The organism is Calothrix sp. PCC 6303 (genome assembly GCF_000317435.1).
GTDB lineage: Bacteria > Cyanobacteriota > Cyanobacteriia > Cyanobacteriales > Nostocaceae > PCC-6303.
Window position 1 is genome coordinate 1,518,307 of the sequence record NC_019751.1, and the last position, 22,043, is coordinate 1,540,349.

Annotated in this window: 13 protein-coding genes; 5 read left to right on the forward strand and 8 right to left on the reverse strand. The window is 41.1% G+C overall.

Annotated elements, in window-relative coordinates; genetic code table 11:
- Positions 1-18: 18 nt before the first annotated feature.
- From CAL6303_RS06285 to CAL6303_RS06295, 3 genes are all read right to left on the reverse strand, one after another.
- A complete protein-coding gene (locus CAL6303_RS06285) occupies positions 19-1,317 on the reverse strand; it encodes a type II restriction enzyme (protein ID WP_015197013.1) in 1,299 nt (432 codons plus the stop codon).
- Positions 1,310-2,164, reverse strand: a complete 855-nt coding sequence (locus CAL6303_RS06290; RefSeq protein WP_015197014.1) for a DNA adenine methylase — start codon at positions 2,162-2,164, stop codon at positions 1,310-1,312. The genes CAL6303_RS06285 and CAL6303_RS06290 overlap by 8 nt, the downstream gene beginning before the upstream one ends.
- 372 nt (positions 2,165-2,536) lie before the next feature.
- Entirely contained in the window at positions 2,537-4,201 is a 1,665-nt protein-coding gene (locus tag CAL6303_RS06295) for an NAD+ synthase (protein WP_015197015.1), read from the reverse strand.
- Between the two features lie 317 nt (positions 4,202-4,518).
- On the opposite strand from CAL6303_RS06295, the gene purL reads away from it, so the two are divergent.
- Both purL and purF read left to right on the forward strand, forming a co-directional pair.
- Positions 4,519-6,867: a phosphoribosylformylglycinamidine synthase subunit PurL gene (gene purL, locus CAL6303_RS06300; protein WP_015197016.1), complete on the forward strand. Its 2,349-nt coding sequence runs from the start codon at positions 4,519-4,521 to the stop codon at positions 6,865-6,867.
- A 173-nt stretch (positions 6,868-7,040) separates the two neighbouring features.
- Entirely contained in the window at positions 7,041-8,537 is a 1,497-nt protein-coding gene (gene purF / locus CAL6303_RS06305; RefSeq protein ID WP_015197017.1) for an amidophosphoribosyltransferase, read from the forward strand.
- A 52-nt stretch (positions 8,538-8,589) separates the two neighbouring features.
- On the opposite strand, the gene hisG is transcribed toward purF, so the two are convergent.
- From hisG to CAL6303_RS06320, 3 genes are all read right to left on the reverse strand, one after another.
- Positions 8,590-9,237, reverse strand: a complete 648-nt coding sequence (gene hisG, locus CAL6303_RS06310) for an ATP phosphoribosyltransferase (protein WP_015197018.1) — start codon at positions 9,235-9,237, stop codon at positions 8,590-8,592.
- A gap of 141 nt (positions 9,238-9,378) precedes the next feature.
- Positions 9,379-11,673 (reverse strand): FdhF/YdeP family oxidoreductase, encoded by a 2,295-nt coding sequence (locus CAL6303_RS06315; protein WP_015197019.1) that lies wholly within the window; start codon positions 11,671-11,673, stop codon positions 9,379-9,381.
- 203 nt (positions 11,674-11,876) lie between these two features.
- Complete coding sequence (locus CAL6303_RS06320) at positions 11,877-12,725, reverse strand: alpha/beta fold hydrolase (protein WP_015197020.1); 849 nt, start codon at positions 12,723-12,725, stop codon at positions 11,877-11,879.
- A gap of 250 nt (positions 12,726-12,975) precedes the next feature.
- Here CAL6303_RS06320 and CAL6303_RS06325 point away from each other — a divergent pair, with 250 nt between their 5' ends.
- Positions 12,976-15,915 (forward strand): UPF0182 family protein, encoded by a 2,940-nt coding sequence (locus CAL6303_RS06325; protein ID WP_015197021.1) that lies wholly within the window; start codon positions 12,976-12,978, stop codon positions 15,913-15,915.
- Positions 15,916-16,004: 89 nt separating this feature from the next.
- Here CAL6303_RS06325 and CAL6303_RS06330 read toward each other — a convergent pair whose 3' ends face one another.
- Together CAL6303_RS06330 and CAL6303_RS06335 are read right to left on the reverse strand one after the other, a co-directional pair.
- On the reverse strand, positions 16,005-16,490 hold the full coding sequence (locus tag CAL6303_RS06330) for a hypothetical protein (protein WP_015197022.1): 486 nt from the start codon (positions 16,488-16,490) through the stop codon (positions 16,005-16,007).
- Positions 16,491-16,591: 101 nt separating this feature from the next.
- Positions 16,592-17,032, reverse strand: a complete 441-nt coding sequence (locus CAL6303_RS06335; RefSeq protein WP_015197023.1) for a hypothetical protein — start codon at positions 17,030-17,032, stop codon at positions 16,592-16,594.
- 590 nt (positions 17,033-17,622) lie between these two features.
- On the opposite strand from CAL6303_RS06335, the gene CAL6303_RS06340 reads away from it, so the two are divergent.
- Complete coding sequence (locus CAL6303_RS06340) at positions 17,623-20,499, forward strand: CHAT domain-containing tetratricopeptide repeat protein (RefSeq protein WP_015197024.1); 2,877 nt, start codon at positions 17,623-17,625, stop codon at positions 20,497-20,499.
- A 415-nt stretch (positions 20,500-20,914) separates the two neighbouring features.
- Complete coding sequence (locus CAL6303_RS06345; protein ID WP_015197025.1) at positions 20,915-21,835, forward strand: trypsin-like serine peptidase; 921 nt, start codon at positions 20,915-20,917, stop codon at positions 21,833-21,835.
- Positions 21,836-22,043 lie beyond the last annotated feature (208 nt).

Sequence of the window (22,043 nt, forward strand, 5' to 3'; positions counted from 1 at the left end):
ACGTACAGTTGACTATTTCTATGAAATAATACTCAAAATCCAATCAATCCATCCACGTACTGTACTTGAACGTCTTTTGATAGTGGCATCTGCATAGTTTTTGCTTAAACTAGATGATTTGATAATTTCAGATATTGTATGAATATCCGGGTTCAAACCATTTTCAAGGGTTAGCTTAAAGGTTTTGTAAAAAGCCTCATGCTGAAGAATTTTTTTAATTAAAGATATAATTTTCTTTTTGTACTTTCCATTTAATAAATGCTTTCCTTCATCTGTTAAATAAAATGTTAACTTGCCAGTAGCCGGATTTATATATTTATCAATCAATTTCAGATATCTAGCTGCATCAGTGTAGTATTCAGTTTGCCTCTCATCAAACCTGTATTCGGCGGTAATCTCGTCTTTTGTCAATTCTTTGTCAACTAAAAGTGTGAGTACATCTATAACTCTCTCAAAATTGTTTGCTTGAGGAAACGGAATATCTGATTCCGAAACTATTTCGATTGATTTAAAGATTTTATCTACATCTTCATGAGTAATTATTTCTGGCGCAATGACATAGTTTCGCTGCTCCACTAGTTGAATTGAATTATAGTTAGATAAATCATCAAATTTATAAATAAAAAAACTAAATGTGTTCCTAGATGTTGAATAAGTCATTAAAACAGGAATTATTTTTTTGTCAGGAATTTTGTTAGACCAAAGTCTATAGGGATAATATAATTGTCGAATGATAAAATCATCGACATCATATAATTTAGCTTCCAAAATTAGAAAATAATTTTCGCTTTCAAATCCTGCATCTATTTCACATTGAGCTTTATTCACTTTGATATTGGATGGTAGTTCATCTAACACACTATTGATGGAAAATTCAAATTCTCCCGTAGACATTCTTCCATAAACTGTATGATACATCTTGCCATCATTAACTAAATCATGTATCATCCCTGTATTAAAGGCGCAACTCAATGCAGAACTTTCAGAATAGAAGTTTGTGTCATCTATGGTTTCTATTGTTGCTGGAAGTTCTACTGTAGTTACTTGTAAATCATGATTATAAGCAACCTTTGAATAAGCATCGAATCTACCGATAATATATTTACTTCGAGAAATAGATAATATAGAAAGATTATAGTTTTTAAAAATATCAGGCAAACTGGCATAGTGATCAAACTTTGCCATTAAGCGACTTTCCCGAAATTCATTGATACTGGCAGACTCTATTTCAAAATATCCAAACTCTGATATCTTTTCGAGAATCGCATATTTATCAAATAATTTTTCCCAAGCAATATTATTTTTGCCTTTACTCATAGTTTTTGACTAATATTTCATCTACTTTCCCTCTTTTATCTCCCTGGGAATTAATGGCTCTATTAGCTGATATTTTCGACAGATAATAATCTCTATACAAATCAATAATAAATGGAGTGTAAGCATTGCTCAATAAAAATTTGCAGCCTTTCTTATCCAATTGATCAACTGTATTTTTTAATCTAATTTGTTCATCCTTATTAAATCCATTAACGTCATATCCTGTAAACGAGGCTGTCTCTGATACCGGATCATAAGGAGGATCGAAATAAATAAAATCTATTGGTTTAACGCTTTCCAGAATATGTTGAAAGTCTGAGTTGACTATATGAATTTCATTGTCATTTAAATACTTACTTACCGCTCTTAAAACAGCTTTATCTACAATATTTGGGGTTTTATATCTCCCAAAAGGTACATTAAATTGTCCTTGAGAGTTAACCCTAAATAACCCATTAAAACAGGTTTTGTTCAAAAAAATTATTCTTGATGCTCGTTGTACATGTGTTTTACTAGTAAAACTATCTTGTCGATCCCAATCTCGAATTGCGTAGTAATACTCTTCATTATTTTGGTGAGTTTCTAAATCAATAATCAGTTCTTCAACAGCATTCTTAATTACTTGATAGCAATTAATCAGTTCAGCGTTAGTATCACTAATTACTGCTTTTTGGGGTTGTAAAGCAAACAATAAAGCACCACCCCCAATAAATGGTTCGTAGTAAGTTCTCCCTCGTGGGTAACTTTTGGGAAAGTGTTTTTCGAGAATTACCGGAACTAATTGTCTTTTCCCTCCTGCCCATTTTAAAAATGGTTTTACTAGCTTATTCTTATTTAATGTGATCATGTATCAATTCAGAATTTTTCCAACTATAAGAGTACTATTGTACCATTAGTTAACAGTTACTAGTTTAACAAAGTTTGGGGGTTTAATTCCCCAACAATCAACGGCGGCAGCAATGCGCGTGAAAACTTCCCCCGTAAATGCGCCTTGTCTAAATTTCTGTTACAAAAAACACTTATTACTCATTAAGTAGGTGGGTGTTAAAAATTGTCGTTATCGGAAGGCAGGAGGCAGAGGGCAGGAGGAAAGAGGTTTTCAAATCAGTTTACTTTTCGTTACATAGTACTCTGCGAGAAGCCGCACTTACAGAAGTCACTCCGTGCCTACCGCGTCTACGGTTTATTTGCACCGTTCTACTTACTCATTACTCATTACTTATTTTTTAACTTGACTGGCAATTGGCATCCGCCAACCTGTTCCAAAAGCCCTATCGGTAATTTTTAATCCGGGGGGTGCTTGTCGTCTTTTGAATTCGGCACGAGTAACCATTTGGACAACTCGATTAACTGTAGCAGCATCATGTCCAGCGGCGATAATTTGGCTGGTTGACTGGTGCTGTTGAATTATTCTTTGGAGAATATCATCTAACACATCGTATGGTGGTAGTGAGTCTTGATCCATTTGTCCTGGTTTGAGTTCGGCGCTGGGGGGTTTGGTAATGACATTTGCGGGGATGGTTTCGCCGTTACGGTTTAACCAGTTACAGAGAGAGAAAACGCGAGTTTTAGGCACATCTGCAATTACTGCCAATCCGCCATTCATATCACCGTAGAGGGTGCAGTAACCCACTGCCATTTCTGATTTGTTACCTGTGGAAAGTAGTAAATGTCCGAATTTGTTAGCGACTGCCATGAGGAGGTTGCCCCGAATCCGAGATTGAATGTTTTCTTCAGCAAGTCCGAATTCTGTCCCAGCAAACATACTTTCTAGGGATGCATCAAAGCTTTGCATTAAATTGCCGATAGGAATAGTTTCGGTTTTGATACCCAGGTTTTCTGCTAGCGCGATCGCGTCTTTGATAGAATGGTCAGAACTGTAGGGAGATGGCATCAAAATACCAAGGACATTTTCTTTCCCCAGGGCAGCAGCGGCGATGGTAGCTACGAGGGCAGAATCGATACCACCGCTTAAACCGAGGACTGCTTTGGAAAATCGGCATTTTTGGGCATAGTCACGAACTCCTAAAACCAATGCTTGCCAGATTTCTTCATCTTCGCTGCTAGGTGCAGCAACAATGGTAGATGGTAGCAAATCCCTTTTATTGGGGTCAAATTCGATGTAAGTTAAATCAGTTTCAAAACCATTAGCACGGGAAATGATATTACCTTGACGGTTGACGGCGAAACTATTGCCATCAAAAATTAAATCATCGTTACTACCAACTTGGTTTGTGTAGATAATTGGCTGGTTGAATCTAATTGCGGTGTGTTCCAGCATTGCCTCGCGGGATTTTTGTTTGTTGAGGCTGTAGGGGGAAGCTGACAAATTGACAATGAAGTCTACATTGAGATGGGCTAAATCTGCGATAGGGTTAATGGCGTAGCTGCGTTTACCCCAGAACTCTTCATCATTCCACAGGTCTTCACAAATGGTGACACCAATTTTGATATGATCGAGAGTGAAATGGTTTGCTTCTAAACCTGGTTCAAAGTAGCGGTTTTCGTCGAAAACATCATAGGTTGGTAAAAGACGTTTGTGGAAGATTTGCTGAATTTTACCGTTTTCCAATAAAGCCATGCTGTTGAATAAGCCTTTGCCTCCATCTACATGGGCATTAGCGTTAACTTCTGGGGTGCCAATTAATACAGCTAAATTAGGTGGTAAATCCAGGGCTAATTGCTGGAGAGTTGCGCCCATAGCCCCGATAAAACTGGGGTTTAGAAGTAAATCGCGGGGTGGATAGCCGCACAAAGATAGTTCTGGAGTCAGTAATAGACGAGTGCCTAATTTTACAGCTAATTTTGCAGATGCCAGGATTTGTGCGGCATTCCCAGGTAAATCGCCAATGGTGGGATTAATTTGCGCGATCGCTATTTTCATACAAAGGTATATTTTAGCTCAATTCTAACATCATCAATTGTGAACTGAGTAGCTTTTAGTTGAGACAGCAGAAGCCCGATGTCTCAGTGTAATCAGGGTGGAACACGAATAATAGACATCTCCGAAAAAGACGTAGAGACGTAGCAATGCTACGTCTCTACAAGGGTTCTGAGTAACGGATAATTAATTTCTGGAGATGTCTAATGTGGGAACCTCAAATCACCGCACTTATAGGGCAGTGAGGATGTCAAATACTGTAACAAGATGGTGCCAGAAGTAGATACAATATTTTTCTGTCCCTCTGGTGTATTAATCCCATGACCGCCTCATCCGCAGTTCCTTTTTCTCCGGCAGAAATCGCCAGCCAAGGTATTAAGCCCGAAGAATACCAAGATATTGTCGCCCGCTTAGGAAGACATCCGAATAAGGCTGAGTTAGGTATGTTTGGTGTAATGTGGTCGGAACATTGCTGTTATAAAAATTCCCGACCTTTATTAAAGCAGTTTCCCACCACTGGTAAACGGGTTTTAGTCGGTCCCGGTGAGAATGCTGGGGTTGTAGACTTGGGTAATGGGTTACAACTGGCTTTTAAAATTGAATCCCATAACCACCCCTCCGCTGTTGAACCATTTCAAGGTGCAGCAACTGGTGTTGGGGGGATACTCAGGGATATCTTTACTATGGGTGCGCGTCCCATTGCGGTGTTAAATTCCCTGCGATTTGGTTCGTTGGAGGATGCCAAAACCCGCAGATTATTCCAAGGAGTTGTAGCAGGTATTTCCCATTACGGGAATAGTGTGGGAGTTCCTACTGTTGGTGGTGAAGTTTATTTTGATCCGGCATATTCTGGCAATCCCTTGGTAAATGTCATGGCATTGGGGTTGATGGAAACACCCGAAATTGTCAAATCTGGTGCTGCTGGACTGGGCAACCCCGTGTTGTATGTTGGTTCCACCACTGGACGCGATGGGATGGGTGGGGCAAGTTTTGCCAGTGCCGAATTAAGTGATGCTTCCCTGGATAATCGTCCTGCGGTACAGGTTGGAGATCCTTTTTTAGAAAAATCCCTAATCGAAGCTTGCTTAGAAGCCTTTAAAACTGGTGCAGTTGTGGCAGCCCAAGATATGGGCGCGGCAGGAATCACCTGTTCCACGGCGGAGATGGCAGCTAAGGGTGGTGTAGGAATTGAGTTTGATTTGGATAAAATCCCCGTGCGAGAACTGGGGATGGTTCCCTACGAATACTTACTTTCAGAATCCCAAGAAAGGATGCTGTTTGTGGCACACAAAGGACGGGAACAGGAATTAATTGATATTTTCCATCGTTGGGGTTTACAGGCTGTTGTGGCGGGAACTGTAATCGAAAATCCCATCGTCAAAATTCTCTTTGAAGGAAAAGTGGCAGCGGAGATTCCCTCTACCGCTTTGGCTGATAATACCCCAATTTATCACCGAGAATTAATGGCAGAACCTCCCGAATATGCCCGTACAGCTTGGGAATGGTCAGCAGATAGTTTACCAGTTTGCACGGTGGCAGGAATTGAAGTTCAAGGTAAACAGCACAGTTGGAATGATGTTTTATTAACTTTGCTAGATACCCCCACCATTGCTTCTAAACGCTGGATTTATCGCCAATATGACCACCAAGTTCAAAATAATACGGTGATGTTACCAGGTGGTGCAGATGCGGCTGTGATTCGTTTACGTCCCCTAGAACAAAAAGAGGGAGCGGTAATATCCAATACTTTTACAGGGGTGGCGGCAACGGTAGATTGTAACCCCCGTTATGTTTATTTAGATCCTTATGAAGGTGCTAAGGCAGTTGTGGCAGAAGCTGCAAGAAACCTCTCCTGCGTAGGGGCAGAACCAATTGCCGTGACAGATAATTTGAATTTTGGTAGCCCAGAAAAACCGATTGGTTACTGGCAGTTACACGAAGCTTGTCGCGGTTTGGCAGAAGCATGTGGGGAGTTGGAAACACCTGTAACAGGGGGAAATGTTTCTTTGTATAATGAAACTCTCGACTCTCAGGGAAATCCACAACCTATTTATCCCACGCCTGTAATTGGGATGGTTGGTTATATAGCTGATTTGAGTAAAGTGTGTGGTCAAGGTTGGAAAAACGCAGGTGATATTATTTACCTATTGGGAACCCCTGTAGAATCTAAAGTCGAATTAGGTGCTTCCGAATATTTAGCCACAATCCACAACACTGTTGCCGGGAAACCACCCCGTGTCAACTTTGAATTAGAACGTACTGTACAAAAAGCTTGTAGGGAAGGAATTCATCAAGGTTGGGTAAATGCAGCACATGATTCTGCTGAAGGTGGGTTGATTGTCGCTGTGGCAGAATCTTGTATTTCGGGAAACCTAGGGGCAAAAATTCAGCTAAATTTACCTGGTGATATTTCTGGGTTGCGCTGGGATGAGGTTTTATTTGGTGAAGGTGGTGCGAGAATTTTGGTTTCAGTACCTCTTGTGCATCAACAAGCTTGGGAATCTTATTTGGGGGAAAATTTAGGTAATCAATGGCAACAATTGGGTACAGTGGAAAGTCAAGATCAAGGGTTGCAAGTTTTCACTACAGACAGTCAAAGCTTGGTAGAAGTAGAGTTGAAAGTAATATGCGATCGCTTTCTCAATGCAATCGAACGACGGTTAGGTTAGAAGAGTCCCAAATTTGATCACGACAACTTTAAACGCGATGAGCGAAAATTGCGGTAATGTCTTAATAGATGATTAAAGATTTGTTAAGAGAACTTCGATTATCTACTCCGCTGTTATAGCCACGCTTTTCACGTATCCCTTACTTGACGCTTTCATCAGGAGCATTTGCCAGCATGATTCCCGACCATCCCGTCACCTCTAACTTGAATCTTCAATCTATTGAAAATTCAGAAAATCAAGATAACGCACCAGATAAGCCAGAAGAAGCTTGCGGCGTTTTTGGTATCTTTGCACCAGGAGAAGATGTTGCCAAACTAACATACTTTGGCTTATTTGCACTTCAACATCGGGGACAAGAATCGGCTGGGATAGCTACCTTTGAAGGCGAAAAGCTGCATATCCGCAAAGATATGGGCTTAGTATCCCAAGTGTTTAATGAAACTAATCTCAAGGAATTACCCGGTTTCATCGCTATCGGTCATAACCGCTATTCCACCACTGGTTCCAGCAAAAAAGCCAATGCTCAACCCGCTGTCTTAAAAACTAGATTAGGTTATGTAGCATTAGCACATAACGGCAATTTAGTCAATACAATAGATTTGCGAGAAGAACTAGTTGAACAGGATTGTCAGTTAATGACAACGACAGACTCAGAAATGATCGTTCATGCGATCGCAGAAGAAGTCAACAACGGTTTAGACTGGCTAGAAGGAACAATCAAAGCCTTACACCGTTGCAAGGGTGCATTCAGTTTAGCGATCGCTACTCCCACCGGAATCATGGGAGTGCGCGATCCCAACGGCATTCGTCCCCTAGTAATTGGCACCATCGGCGAAAATCCGGTGCGCTACGTCCTCGCATCTGAAACCTGCGGCTTAGATATCATCGGTGCCGACTATCTGCGCGATGTCAAACCAGGAGAACTAGTTTGGATTACAGAATCTGGTTTAACATCACATCATTGGAGCAATCAACTTGAACGTAAATTATGCATCTTTGAGATGATTTACTTTGCCCGTCCAGATAGCATCATGCATGATGAAACACTATATAGCTATCGAATGCGCTTAGGACGACGACTTGCCGAAGAATCTCTTGTAGATGCAGATATAGTCTTTGGTGTACCAGATTCGGGAATCCCAGCAGCCATAGGTTTTTCCCAAGCTTCTGGTATTACCTATGCCGAAGGATTAATTAAAAACCGTTACGTTGGACGAACATTTATCCAACCAACCCAAGCAATGCGGGAGTCGGGAATCAAAATGAAACTCAATCCCCTTAAAGATGTCCTCAAAGGAAAACGCGTCATCATCATCGATGATTCTATCGTGCGAGGAACCACCAGCCGTAAACTAGTTAGAGCTATCCGCGACGCAGGTGCAATAGAAGTGCATATGCGGATTTCCTCTCCCCCAGTCACCCACCCCTGTTATTATGGAATTGACACCGACACACAGGATCAATTAATTGCAGCCACAAAAAGCATACCCGAAATAGCCCAGCAACTAGAAGTCGATTCCCTCGCTTACCTCAGTTGGGAAGGAATGCTAGAAGAAACTAAAGAAAATACAAACAGTTTCTGTTCTGCTTGCTTTACAGGATCTTACCCAGTTCCTTTACCTGAAAGTTTGAAGCGTTCAAAACTAATTTTGGAAAAAGCAACAGTCTAAAAGCCATCGCGAAGTTGGGGCAGACAACTGTTTGCCCCCACGGGATATGATCTCAACTAGCAGTTAATAACATTTCTGCCCGCAACTTCTCAACAACATCCCCCAAGTTTCCTGTATTCAAACGGTAGCTTAATGGGTGAGCAATTAGTCTGGCAGTACTTTCATAAAGGGTTTCAATTTCAATTAATCCATTTTCCTTCAAAGTCCGCCCTGTGGACACAATATCAACAATTGCCTCCGACATTCCGGTAATTGGACCCAACTCTACCGAGCCTGATAAAGGTACAATTTCTACAGGTAAATCCAGGCTATGGAAATATTCCCGCGCACAATTTACATATTTTGAAGCTACTCTTCCATTTGCTGGTAAATCTAAAGGTGAACGATAGGAACTAGATTCTGGAACTGCCACCGAAAGCCGACAATAGCCAAATTGTAAATCTACCAAGTGTGCAACATTAGGTTTTTTCTCCCGTAGCACGTCGTAACCAACTATACCCAATTGCGCCTGCCCATATTCTACATATACAGGTACGTCTTGTGCCCTGACTAAAAGCCCCTTTGCCTTACCACTAGCATCAGGAATTTGTAATTGACGAGTACCTGAGTCTAAAAAGGCACTAAAATCTAATCCAGCAATTTTTAGTAGGCGAATTGTATTTTTGAGTAATTCCCCTTTCGGTAAAGCAACGGTAATCATAAAAAATTCTATTTTGGGCTTGGTTTTGGAATAGGAATTACTTGTACGAGAATCAGTACTTAGGTATCAAGCCAAAATAATCTCAATTCCCCGACTCATAACAGAATAACAGACTCTTGAGTGACATATTTAGGAAAACCATTAATAATTTTTAGGGGAATTTTCTGCATATACAAAAACAGGTACTCTTTTAAAAGCAGGTGTACCAGATCGCTTATCTACTGCTGGGTTAAAAATTACATTTACTTCAGGGTAAAACATCAGTGCAGCACCTGGACGCACTGCCCCGTATATAATTTCCACATTTTCTAATTTACCTGCATTGCCCTCAACTGTAACCCGTTGATGTTCTTGTAATCCAATTTTTTCTAAATCAATTCGATTCATTAAAATGCAGTTACGGTGGGGTATTCCTCGATACTTATCTTCTATTTGATAAACCACAGTATTGTGCTGGGCATAGCTGCGCCCTGTCATTAAAGCTACAACGATTCCTTGATGATTTTCAGCCCCAGCAAAGGTTTTTTGGTGTGGGAGGGTTAGTTGTGGCAATGGTGTCACAAACATCTTGGCTTTGCCGGAAGGAGTGGGAAAGTGAGGTGTAGTGAGAATGCGATCGCTAATTGTAAATTCTTCTTTAGTTTCGTCGATTGTTGCCATTTTCTCGAATCCGGGAACAGTTTCTGCAATTAATTGCCGGATAAATTTGGTGTCTTGAAGTCTGCGCCAATCTACCGGGTATTCTCCGTGAATTCGATGAGCCAACTCGGTGAGAAATTTCACTTCAGGAATCAAATCAGCATCTTGAAGATGGGTTTTTCCTTCATCATTCAGACGGACAAAGTTATTACCCGATTCAACGGTTGTTTTGTGGGGGTTTTCAAACCGATTCAATACGGGGATAACAATTGTATTCTGCTTGGCTAATCCGTGAAAATGTCCTAAATTGGGTTTTGTGGCGAGGTAAACGATAGTTTCGATTTTACCTAAAGCCCGTTTTGCTTGGGTTGAATCTGGGTTAGCTGCGTACAAATTTCCACCCAAACAAATCAGGGTGTCTACCTTGTGATCGTCGGCAGCTTCAATTAAGGAACGAGTATCATAGCCTTTTACAGAACTCAAAGAACGACCTAAAAGCTTTTCTAAGGCTTGTTGAAGTCCTTTTTTGATTTTTTGAGTAGTTACACCCATTGAGCCGAATCCCTGGACGTTTGAGTGTCCTCTGACAGGCATTAAACCTGCACCCTCTCTCCCAATATTGCCGCTAATTAACGCAGTGTTACAAATACTAAAAACGTTATCCACACCATTATCATGTTGGGTGATTCCCATTGCCCAGGCAAAAACAACCCCTTTGGCATCGGCTATTATAGTTGCTGCCGCTTCAATTTCGTTTTGCGATACTCCACAAATTTCAACGATGGTTTCCCAAGAGGTTGAGCGAGCGTTTTCAACTACTGGTTCCCATCCTTCGGTGTGAGCTTGGAGAAACTCTGTTTTGATGTGTCCTGTTTCGATTAATGCCTTTTGAATCCCAGTAAATAGTACCGAATCACTACCAGGAATTGGTTGGAGATATAGGGAAGCAATATCAGAACCTGGTACTAGAGATTTGACGGGGAAAGCAGGAGAACCGAATTTAACTAAGCCGATTTCCATCATCGGATTAATCACAATTATTTTGCCACCGTGGCGGCGTAGTTCGATCAACTCATTCATTAAACGAGGATGGTTGTAAGCAGAATTTGATCCTGCCAACACTACGCAATCTGATTTTTTCAAGCTTTCTAAACTTACAACCGATGTTTTTGTCGCAAACATCTGCTCAAGTCCGTAAGTTGAGGGACTATGGCATAAATCTGAGCAATCAGCTAGATTATTTGAGCCAAGCGATCGCATTATCAGTTGAAGTAGGAATGCTGCTTCATTGGAAGATCTGCCAGAACTGTAAGAAGCTACTCTTTCCGGGGTTTTACGAAAACCCTCTGTCACTATCTCATAAATTTCTGACCAAGAAATCCGCTCATAGTGGGATTTACCTGCTCGTAAAATCATCGGAAAACTCAACCTTCCTAACCTATCTGCTTCCAGTGAGGTGAGTTTTTGCAATTCTTCAATGGTGCGTTGCTCAAAAACTTGAGATTTGATACCTGGTTTAATTTCTGCCGAAATTGCCTCAACACTTTTCATACAACGCTGAAGTTTTTCACCTTCTTCGTTGGTAAAGCCACCTTTTTGTCCTCCGGTACCCCAAGAGCAAGATAAACAAGCACTATGATGAAGTAGAGTTTTCCAAAGTTTTGCTCCTTCGGGTGAAAGTGTATGCTCTGCCCAGTATTTAATCACAGGTAAGCCACCACCTACATCTGGCGTTTCTGAGTTTTTGTCATCAAACGGAGGATACTGTTGGTTAGAATGCAATTTATCTTGACTCATGTGGCTTACCTAAAATTAATGACCTTACTTATGGGCTACATCGATATTTACTTAAAGCTAACTTGAATATAATACTGATGAAATTAGTCTACGGAGAGATTCGGAATCAAGCTAGTACATGAAGCCAGAAGTAAGTAGACACGGAGTGCCAGAAGGGATAAAGCCGATAAAACAGGCTTTTCGCTTATTTTCAATGGTTGGCTTTAGTTAGGCTGACAAGTAGCTTGCGGATGTTTAACCAACCAACTATCAATGTCAGCTAATATCAAATCGGGAATTTCCCAAGGTAGTAAGTGGGCAGTATTTTGATAACAATGGGATTGGCAATATTTTAGGTTTCTGGAGGTTTCCAAGCTAGAATTAGCAGTAATATGGCGGTCTTCAGCACCTACTAAGACTAAACTTGGACAGTGGATATTTTGGATTTCCGAAGTTTTATCATAACCAGAGCGAATCGCTTGCATCAAAGCACGAGTTGCACCAGCCGAAGTTTGGAGATATGCCGAAACAGCATCATTGGCGATATAACGGTAAGCTTGGGGGGTGTGTTTTTGGATAAGATAGCGAAAGAGCGATCGCTTACCAAATGTATTGATGTTCCAGCGCCAACCTGGCTTAATTAAATTGATAATTCCTGCTATTGCTGTAAATAAATTATCTTGCCAACTAATAGGGGGATGATTTCCATAGGGTTTTGCCGCAGTCGCTACCAAAATTAACCCTGTTACTCGTTCAGGCGATCGCAATGCCATTTCCATTGCCAAAATCCCCCCTAATGACCATCCCAATACCAGGCATTTTTCGATTTTATATTGCTCTAAAAGCCGCTCTAAATCATCTAAATGGTCTTCCATGTCAAAATTGCCCTGAAACCGACTTTTGCCATATCCTCGTAAATCTGGCGCAAAAGTTTGAAATCGTTTAGAGAGGTGATTGGTAAATACCGACATACTGGAACCCGAACCGGGATGACCATGTAAGCAGAGTATCGGAAAACCTTGCCCTTTGATATGGGTATTGAGATTAATAGTTTTTGTAGTCTGGTAAGACATTCAATTTTAAAGTTATAAATTCACGTTTAATTCTAGTTCAAACTCGCTACTGCCCACTGCCTTGTTATACGACAATTTCCCACACCCCTACTGCCCACTGCCTACTGCCTACTGCCTACTGCCCACTGCCTTCTTCAATTTTCACTGTGTTGGAACCGCATAAAAACGGTAGCATATACAAAGATTCAAATACACTCAATAATCTGATCTATATTTTCCAAATATCATTGGATAGTGGGAAAGGGGTAACATGTTCCAACGCCTTAAGAACCGTAATTTTCGGTTGGTATTGTTTTTCCTAAGTGTGTGGTTAGTTATTGATCTGGTTTCCCACTTCACCACCGAGATTTTGTGGTTTCGGGAAGTCGATTATTTACCACTTTTTTGGCTACGCTTAAATACGCGGTTCTGGCTGTGGGCGATCGCGTTTTTGGTTTGTGGTGGTTTTATGGTGGGTAATTTGTTACTTGCTGCTAAATATCGGCATCATACCCATCCCGAATATCCTAGTCAAATACCTTTTTTTTCGCCGATTTCCGTCAAAAACCTGCCTTCATCTCTGAAACTAACTGTTTTACTGCCAGCCGTATTAATTCTCAGTTTATTGTCTGCTTGGGTGTTAGTGGATTTGACTCAGCAGCTATGGGACATTTTTTACCCTAATTTCCAATTACCTAACTCTTTACAAGTTGCTGTCAAAGCATTGGGTTTGTCAGAAATTTCCAGATCAACTATCCGACTAACCTTAATGCTGGTGGTAGCGCTGGTAATTTGGATATTTCCCAGATTAAGTTTGAATATATTCGCTGGTTTAAATGCACTTTTATTAGCCTTTATTTGTTCAACAAATTGGGATAAATTTCTCCAATTTTTTCACGCAACCCCTTTCAATCTCAAAGAACCACTATTCAATACTGATATTGGCTTTTATGTATTTAAACTGCCAGTATGGGAATTATTAGAATCAGTTATTTTGAAAGTTTTTATATATACTATTGTCGCTACATTACTAGTATATTTGCGTTCAGGAAATAGTTTAAGCCAAGGGAAATTTATCGGTTTCTCCATCCCCCAAAGGTTACATCTAAATATATTGGGTTCCTGCTTGATGATGGCAGTGGGATTTCAATATTGGCTGTGGCGTTACTCCTTGCTATATGATCAACGGGGAGTCAGCTATGGTGCCAGTTATACCGCAGTTAAAGTCGAACTGCCAGTCTACACATTGTTGAGTTTTTTAGCAATAGCGATCGCATTCTACTTTTTACTACTGTTTTTCGTGATTCGACGCAGAAGCAAAAAATCTTTATCCCTAACCCTTATTCCCCGTCACCTAGTTTATGCGCTCTCAGTATACATCCTCATTGCCGCAACCTCTGGAGAAATTATTCCTTCACTAGTTCAGCGATTCATCGTTCAACCAAATGAACTTATTCAAGAAACCCCTTACATTAACCGCAGTGTCGCTTTAACTCGTCAAGCTTTTAACTTAGATACAATCGAAGCTCGAACCTTTAACCCCGAAGGTACCCTAACCAAAGCTGATTTAGCCGAAAACACCTCAACAATTCGGAATATTCGACTTTGGGACACTAACCCACTCCTGCGTACCAATCGCCAACTTCAACAAATCCGCCCCTATTATAGCTTTCCTGGTGCCGATATCGATCGTTACACCTTACAGCAAGCAAATGGAAACCAGGAAAAACAACAAACAATTATCGCTGCACGGGAACTAGATTATGCTGGTGTACCAGAACTAGCTAAAACCTGGGTAAATGAACATTTAGTGTATACCCATGGTTATGGTTTTACCCTCAGTCCCGTAAACACAGTTGGTTCTGGAGGTTTACCCGATTACTTTGTCAAAGATATCGGTTCTGACACAGTTGGAGGTAAAGGTTCACTACGGATATCCAACGAAACAATCACCAATAGCATTCCCATTGGCAAACCGCGAATTTACTACGGTGAAAATACTCAAACCTATGTAATGACGGGGACAAAGACAGGCGAGTTAGATTATCCCAGTGGCGGGGACAACGTTTATAACATCTACGATGGACGGGGTGGAATTCCCATTTCTTCAATTTGGCGACGGGTATTATTTGCTCAATATCTCAAAGATTGGCAAATGCTCTTAACCCGTAACTTCACACCCGAAACCAAATTACTATTTCGGCGTAAAATTACCGAAAGAGTCCAAGAAATCGCTCCATTTCTGCATTATGATAGCGATCCCTATTTAGTGGCAGCAGATGGAGGTGGAAAAACTCTCAAAGGAGAAAATACCTATCTCTACTGGATACTTGATGCCTACACCACAAGCGATCGCTATCCCTACTCAGACCCTGGTGAGAACTCCTTTAACTATATCCGCAACTCAGTCAAAGTCATAGTAGATGCCTACAATGGTAACGTCAGTTTCTACATCACTGACCCAACTGACCCAATTATCGCCACCTTCCAGTCCATTTTCCCCAATTTATTCCAACCCCTCACCAACATACCTGCACCCCTGCGTAGCCATATCCGCTACCCTATAGACCTATTTGCAATTCAATCGGAACGCCTCCTAACTTACCACATGACCGATCCACAGGTATTTTACAACCGAGAGGATTTGTGGCAGATTCCCACCGAAATATACGGAACCAAACCCCGTCCAGTGGCACCCTATTTTCTCATTACTAAGTTACTTAGCGCTGAAACTGAAGAATTTATTCTGTTGCTACCTTTTACCCCAACCAAACGTCAAAATCTAATTGCTTGGTTAGCAGCCCGCTCCGATAATCAAGAATACGGCAAGTTGTTGTTATATACTTTTCCCAAACAACAGCTAGTTTATGGAACAGAACAAATAGAAGCTTTAATTAACCAAGATCCAGAAATTTCTGGACAAATAACCCTATGGAATCGAGAAGGTTCGCGGGTAATTCAGGGGAATTTACTAATCATACCAATTGGGGGATGCGCCGCAAAAAATCAATGTACTTCCAACTTGCTTTATGTCGAACCTCTCTATTTAGAAGCCGAGAAAAATAGCCTACCAACACTAATTAGAGTTGTGGTTGCTTATCAAAATCGGATTGTCATGGCAGAAACACTAGAACAAGCCCTTTCTACCATGTTTGCAACCAATAACACACCATCTCCACCTATTATCCGTCCTTTGCAGCCACAGGATTGAAGAAGGAAGAAGGGGGTTTTGAGTTGGATATCCCACTTTTTCTTTGGGAAAATACATCTCTCTAATTTTCACCCTTCTTATCCACCACATTATTTAGTTTTATTCAAGTAAATTAGAACCTTTGCCTGACTGTTTCCATCCAAAGATTCTCCTGATAGTTCTTTATTATTAGTGATTTTAGTCTGAAATTTTATCATACTTTGACCTTGCTCTTTTAATTCCAGAACCACATTATTATTATTGACAGTAGCCACTAAAGTACCGCTTTGATAAACAACATCTTGATTATTATTAGAACCCCAGAATTTCCAAGTCCCCTGCTTGATGCTTCCAGGTTTGGGAAGAACATTAATCTCTAAAATTGTGGCAGCATCATCACCTTTAGCGACAATTTTACCTTTCCAATTACCGACAATTGAAGGAGATGCGCTAATTACTGAATTAATTTTGGATGAATTTGCTGGAGAAGCTTGGAAAATTGTGGCGGAAACTTGAGAAGAAGCAGCAAAAACAGTCACTCCAGAAGATACAGCAAGTAAAGCAGTCAAAGCAATGGATTTAGCTGTGAGTTTCATGATTTATTTACCCAGTTAGTTTTAACAGTTGATTGAAAGTTTGTTTTTCCCTTTCACTAACTGGTATGTTTGCTTTCACAATTTTATGCACTTTTGTCTAATTAGGCTTTGAACTTACTTAATATCAAAAGCAAGCTAGAGGCAAAAATTTGATAAGGGATGAGTAAGACAGCACCAATCATCGCTTTAAAAGTCCACCCAATACCCATTCTTGAGAAATAAAGTTTTATAGCTTCGCCTCTGAATTGAGGGGCAATATTTCTGACTCGTTCTTCGTCAGTCCAAGCATCAAAATCAAAACCTAGAAAATCAAGCCGCATACTGACATATAAATCTGGCAAATATGCAAACAAAAAAACTAGAAGCACACAGGCAATAAGAGATAGAAAACCACTCCAGAGCAAACTAGCCACAGAACCCTTCCATTTCAACAGAAAGGGCATTGCAAATGGCATTATCCAAATCATCACCAGAATGAAAAGTGGCGCTATCCAAATAATCGCCAGAATCAAAGAATAAATTGCCGAAACTATGTACTGCATTTTAACCTAACATCTAGATAATCTCAGGCTTACTGAATCACTCTCCAAGCCCAAGTGCAAGGATTGTGAGTAAAGTCACCTAACCTTGCCCATCATAATCAATAGGCTTTCAGCGTGCATGGAATGGATATCATTATGAGTAATGAGTATTCAACATCACGATTTTTCACTCTGACTAATGAAACCGGGTTTCCTCGAAGTCGAAAAGTCCTGTTCAACCCAGTTTATTTTGAAGGATAAGGTTGTTGCGGATTGATTAGTTTGTACAGGAAACCAGGTTTCTTTCAGTTTTAGTGTTTGATGATTTGCTTACCAAGCTGGTGAAACCTGGTTTCTCACCGCACCGAGACTGTCATGAACAGCAGATTTTGAGATTACTTCCTTGCGTCGCAATGACAAATACCTCATCGTCGGGGATCTAAATCTCGTTGCAAAAACTGAAACCAGGTTTACTTCCTCTTCGCTTTAGCTTTAAAGTAACCAATATGTAAATCAGTATATTTCCTGAGCAGAAAAAATATTGTTTGTTAACTCAACCGTATAAATACGGTGCAGTTCCTATGGAGATAATTACTATTTGAGGCGTGAAAATGGCACAGTGCAAGAAAAACAGGGTTATTTTAAGTTATTTACTACCAAAATTCAGCCATTACAGTTTGATTGCTTTGCTGAGTGTGGTTTTAGTGTCGGAATCGGTGGGGGCAAGGGCAACTTTAGCACAGTTGCAAATAGCACAACAGCCAGCGACGACACAGCCAGATGCAACCCGTGCGGAAGCTGAGAAATTAACAAAGGAAGGATTGGAATTATATAAGCAAGGAACCGCAGAATCACTCATTGCAGCCCGTAAAAAATTGGAGCAAGCACTGGTTTTGTGGCAGAAATTAGATGATAAAAAATGGCAAGCTCTTACTCTTCTGGGTATTGGTGGTGTCTACTCAGATTTAGGAGATAAACAGGAAGCGCTCAAGTTTTATAATCAATCCCTCTCTTTATCGATAGAAGTGGGGAATAAGCAGTTGGAAGCTACAACCCTCAATAATATCGGTGGTGTCTACTCAGATTTAGGAGACAAACAGCAAGCACTCAAGTTTTATAACCAATCCCTGCCTTTAAGAATAGAAGTGGGGGATAAATCAGGGCAAGCTACAACCCTCAATAATAGCGGTCTTGTCTACTATAGTTTAGGAGATAAACAGCAAGCACTCAAGTTTTATAACCAATCCCTGCCTTTATATGTAGAAGTGGGGAATAAATCTGGGCAAGCTGTAACCCTCAATAATATTGGCGCTGTCTACTCAGATTTAGGAGACAAACAGCAAGCACTCAAGTTTTATAACCAATCCCTGCCTTTAAGAATAGAAGTGGGGGATAAATCAGGGCAAGCTACAACCCTCAATAATATTGGTGAAGTTTACTTTAGTTTAGGAGATAAACAGCAAGCACTCAAGTTTTATAACCAATCCCTGCCTTTAACGATAGAAGTGGAGGATAAATCTGGGCAAGCTACAACTCTCAATAATATAGGTTTAGTCTACGATAGTTTAGGAGAGAAAACTAAAGCACTCAAGTTTTTTAACCAATCTCTGCCTTTAACGATAGAAGTGGAGGATAAATCCGGACAAGCTAAAATCCTAGCGAATTTAGCTGACTTAGAACGCAAACAAGGCAACTTGGAAGCATCCCTTAAACAAATAGACGCTGCTATCGAAATCATTGAAGAACTACGCAAAACCTATACTAACAAAGAATTACAAACCACCTATTTCGCATCAGTTCAAAATTTCTACCAATTCAAAACCAGTCTGTTGATGGAACTCCACAAAAGAAATCCATCCAAAGGCTACGATTCTCAAGCGTTGAATAATAACGAGCGTTCCCGTGCTAGAGTTCTCATTGATTTACTTGCCGAATCTGGGGCAAATATCCGCAAAGGTGTAAATCCCCAACTCCTAGCAGAGGAACAGCGGTTACAGCAGTTACTCAATGCTAAAGAAAAAGCCAGAACCAATATTATCAGCACTACTAAAGACAGTGACACAGCAGCCAAAGCTACAGCAAAACAGTTAGAAGAAGAAATTGCTGAGATTATCAGCCAGCAGGAAACACTAAAAGCCGAAATTCGCCAGAAAAGCCCGCAATATGACGCACTTCAATATCCTCAACCCCTGGAATTAAAGGGAATTCAGCAACAACTGGACAAAGACACCATTCTGCTGCAATATTCCCTTGGTGAAGAACGTAGTTATCTCTGGTTAGTTACACCCGATTCTCTGCAAGCTTATGAACTGCCAAAAGGTGAAGAGATTGAAAAAGCAGTAACCAACTTCCGAGATGTCATGGATAAATTCGTTAAACGTGGGGATAATTACAAGCCTCAAGAACATCCAAATGACATCAATCAACCAGCTTTGCAACTGAGTCAATTGGTTCTGGCACCTGTGGCTAACAAGTTGGGGAACAAGCGATTAGTTATTGTCGCGGATGGTGGATTACAAACTATTCCTTTTGCGGCATTAGCAGATCCTGGAACCCCACCCCCAGCCCCTCCTGGCTTGCAGGGAGGGGAGAAAGATCAAACAAAACCTCAAAATCTGTCTCCGCAGCAGGGAAGGGAGGAATCAAAGCCTCTCTCCGCGTTGCAGAGAGGTTCTTATCAACCACTACTGGTTAACCACGAAATTGTTAATCTCCCCTCAGTTACAGCTATTCAAACCCAGCGCAAACTACTTAATAACCGTCCACTTTCACCCAAAACCCTGGCTGTACTTGCAGATCCGGTATTTTCAGCAGAACAAGCCCAAGGCAAACCCGAATCTTGGGGAATTGAAGTTGATGTACATCGTTCAGCCCAGCAACGGGCAATGAAAAACCTCAACCGCAGCGGTTTGATACCTCTACCAGGTACCCGCATCGAAGCTAAAGCAATGCTCAAATTACTGCCATCTGAGCAAACTACCTATGCATTCGGTGCTGATGCTAATTACGAATTTGCCACTAATCCCACACTCAAACAATATCAACACCTTTTCTTTGCAACCCACGGCTTGGTGGATACTAAACAACCTGAGTTATCAGGGATTGCGCTGACACAGGTTGATAAAAATGGTAAACCCGTGGAAAAAAGTTATCTACGCCTTGGTGACATCTTCAACATGGATTGGGCTGCTGAGTTGGTGGTGCTAAGTGCCTGCGAAACAGGTTTGGGCAAGGATACCAAAGGTGAAGGTTTAGTTGGATTGACAAGGGGGTTAATGTATGCAGGTTCCAAACGGGCTGTGGTGTCGTTGTGGAATGTCAGCGACAACGGGACATCCCAGTTGATGCCGATATTTTACAAGTCGGTGTTAGCTGGTAAGTCTCCGGCTGTGGCTTTGCGGGAAGCACAGTTGCAGATGTGGCAGGGTAAGGAGTGGCGGAATCCCTTTTATTGGGCGGCTTTCACCTTACAGGGGGAGTGGAGGTGAGTAATGAGTAATGAGTAATGAGTAATGAGTGGGGAAACGGGGGGAAGGGGAAAGGTTTAGAAACCCGGTTTCTCCATATTCAAAATCACGATTTTTCACTCCGACTAATGAAACCGGGTTTCTCGCTGCACCACGACTGTCATGAAAAGCGGATCTGTGGTGCTAAACCTCGCGTTACCAAGATAGTGATGTTGGGTTTCGCAAAGCCTCCACCCAACCTACGGAAGAGGGGATCTTCAACTGTTGTGAACAGCAGATTTTGAGATTGCTTCCTTACGAAGACGCAAGCTACGCAATGACGTAAATGCGTAATTTTTATCAATAGTAGGGGGTTTAATAGCTTTACTGCCCACTGCCCACTGCCTACTGCCTACTGCCTTCTTCAACAATAGCTAAATTTAGGAGAATCAAAACCATGAATAAACAATCTTTCGCACTATTATTTACCGGAATCATCGGTGCTGCAACCTTAACTCTATCGGTTCAGGCTCAAACCAAACAAAGCATCACACCAAAGTTTATTAGTGCTAAAACTGGAGAATTCAAACTTGATGGCAAGGGAAAACCCTTTATTCCCGATGGTTTGGGACGTTCCGTCAAACCCGATGAAGGTGATTCTAGAGGGAAGCCCACTGGTAAAGATCCTCGTATTCCCATGTTAAGCAAAAAATACCCCTGGTCGGCAATTGGCAGAGTACAGGGAACCACAACTGATGCTGAAAGTTATCACTGCACAGGTACTTTAATTGCTGAAAATCTGGTTTTAACTAACGCCCACTGTATCATTAATCCGGAAACTGGCAAAATGAGTACCAAAATCCAGTTTATGCCCAATGTCATCGATGGGAAATATGAAGATGTCGCCGAGGTGGAAAAGGTTATTTACGGTACTGATTTTAAGAAAAGTAGCGATATTAGTCCTAAAGACTGGGCAATTATGAAAATTAATCAGCCTCTTGGTAGAAAATACGGTTATTTAGGCGTTAAACCTATACCAACTTCGACGCTGATTAAAAACCCTAAAAGCCTATTTTTCGTAGGTTATTCTGGTGATTTCCCTACAGAGCAGTATCAAAAGTATTTTACTGCTGGTAAAGGATGGACGGCTGGTTATGAAGAGGGATGCAGTATTACGGGAGAGGAAAATGGCTTTTTGTTACATGATTGTGCCACTTCTAGTGGTTCTTCTGGTGGTGCGCTGATTGGGGTAATTGGTGGTGAGCCTTATATTTTAGCGTTGAATAATGCTGAGGCGAAAAATCTCCGCACTGGACAGGATATTACTAATTTTGCGGTGAAGATTTCAACGATTGAGCAGGATTTGAGTCAGAAGTAAATTTCCTATGAGGAAATAGGGATTAGGGCAAACGGTTGTTTGCCCCTACATGATATTCACTCCTATGCCCAACTAGTAGTCCATGTCATTAATTTTGATGGTTATATACACATCCACAATCCTGTAGAGACGTAGCAGTGCTACGTCTCTACAACCGTCATTTTTATCTTGACAGACTACTAGTACAGCACGGCGGAAATAAAGCGAT

Coding starts and splice junctions, on each gene's coding strand:
- CAL6303_RS06285 (WP_015197013.1), bottom strand. CDS start 1,317: ATGAGTAAAGGCAAAAATAATATTGCTTGGGAAAAATTATTTGATAAA.
- CAL6303_RS06290 (WP_015197014.1), bottom strand. CDS start 2,164: ATGATCACATTAAATAAGAATAAGCTAGTAAAACCATTTTTAAAATGG.
- CAL6303_RS06295 (WP_015197015.1), bottom strand. CDS start 4,201: ATGAAAATAGCGATCGCGCAAATTAATCCCACCATTGGCGATTTACCT.
- purL (WP_015197016.1), top strand. CDS start 4,519: ATGACCGCCTCATCCGCAGTTCCTTTTTCTCCGGCAGAAATCGCCAGC.
- purF (WP_015197017.1), top strand. CDS start 7,041: ATGATTCCCGACCATCCCGTCACCTCTAACTTGAATCTTCAATCTATT.
- hisG (WP_015197018.1), bottom strand. CDS start 9,237: ATGATTACCGTTGCTTTACCGAAAGGGGAATTACTCAAAAATACAATT.
- CAL6303_RS06315 (WP_015197019.1), bottom strand. CDS start 11,673: ATGAGTCAAGATAAATTGCATTCTAACCAACAGTATCCTCCGTTTGAT.
- CAL6303_RS06320 (WP_015197020.1), bottom strand. CDS start 12,725: ATGTCTTACCAGACTACAAAAACTATTAATCTCAATACCCATATCAAA.
- CAL6303_RS06325 (WP_015197021.1), top strand. CDS start 12,976: ATGTTCCAACGCCTTAAGAACCGTAATTTTCGGTTGGTATTGTTTTTC.
- CAL6303_RS06330 (WP_015197022.1), bottom strand. CDS start 16,490: ATGAAACTCACAGCTAAATCCATTGCTTTGACTGCTTTACTTGCTGTA.
- CAL6303_RS06335 (WP_015197023.1), bottom strand. CDS start 17,032: ATGCAGTACATAGTTTCGGCAATTTATTCTTTGATTCTGGCGATTATT.
- CAL6303_RS06340 (WP_015197024.1), top strand. CDS start 17,623: ATGGCACAGTGCAAGAAAAACAGGGTTATTTTAAGTTATTTACTACCA.
- CAL6303_RS06345 (WP_015197025.1), top strand. CDS start 20,915: ATGAATAAACAATCTTTCGCACTATTATTTACCGGAATCATCGGTGCT.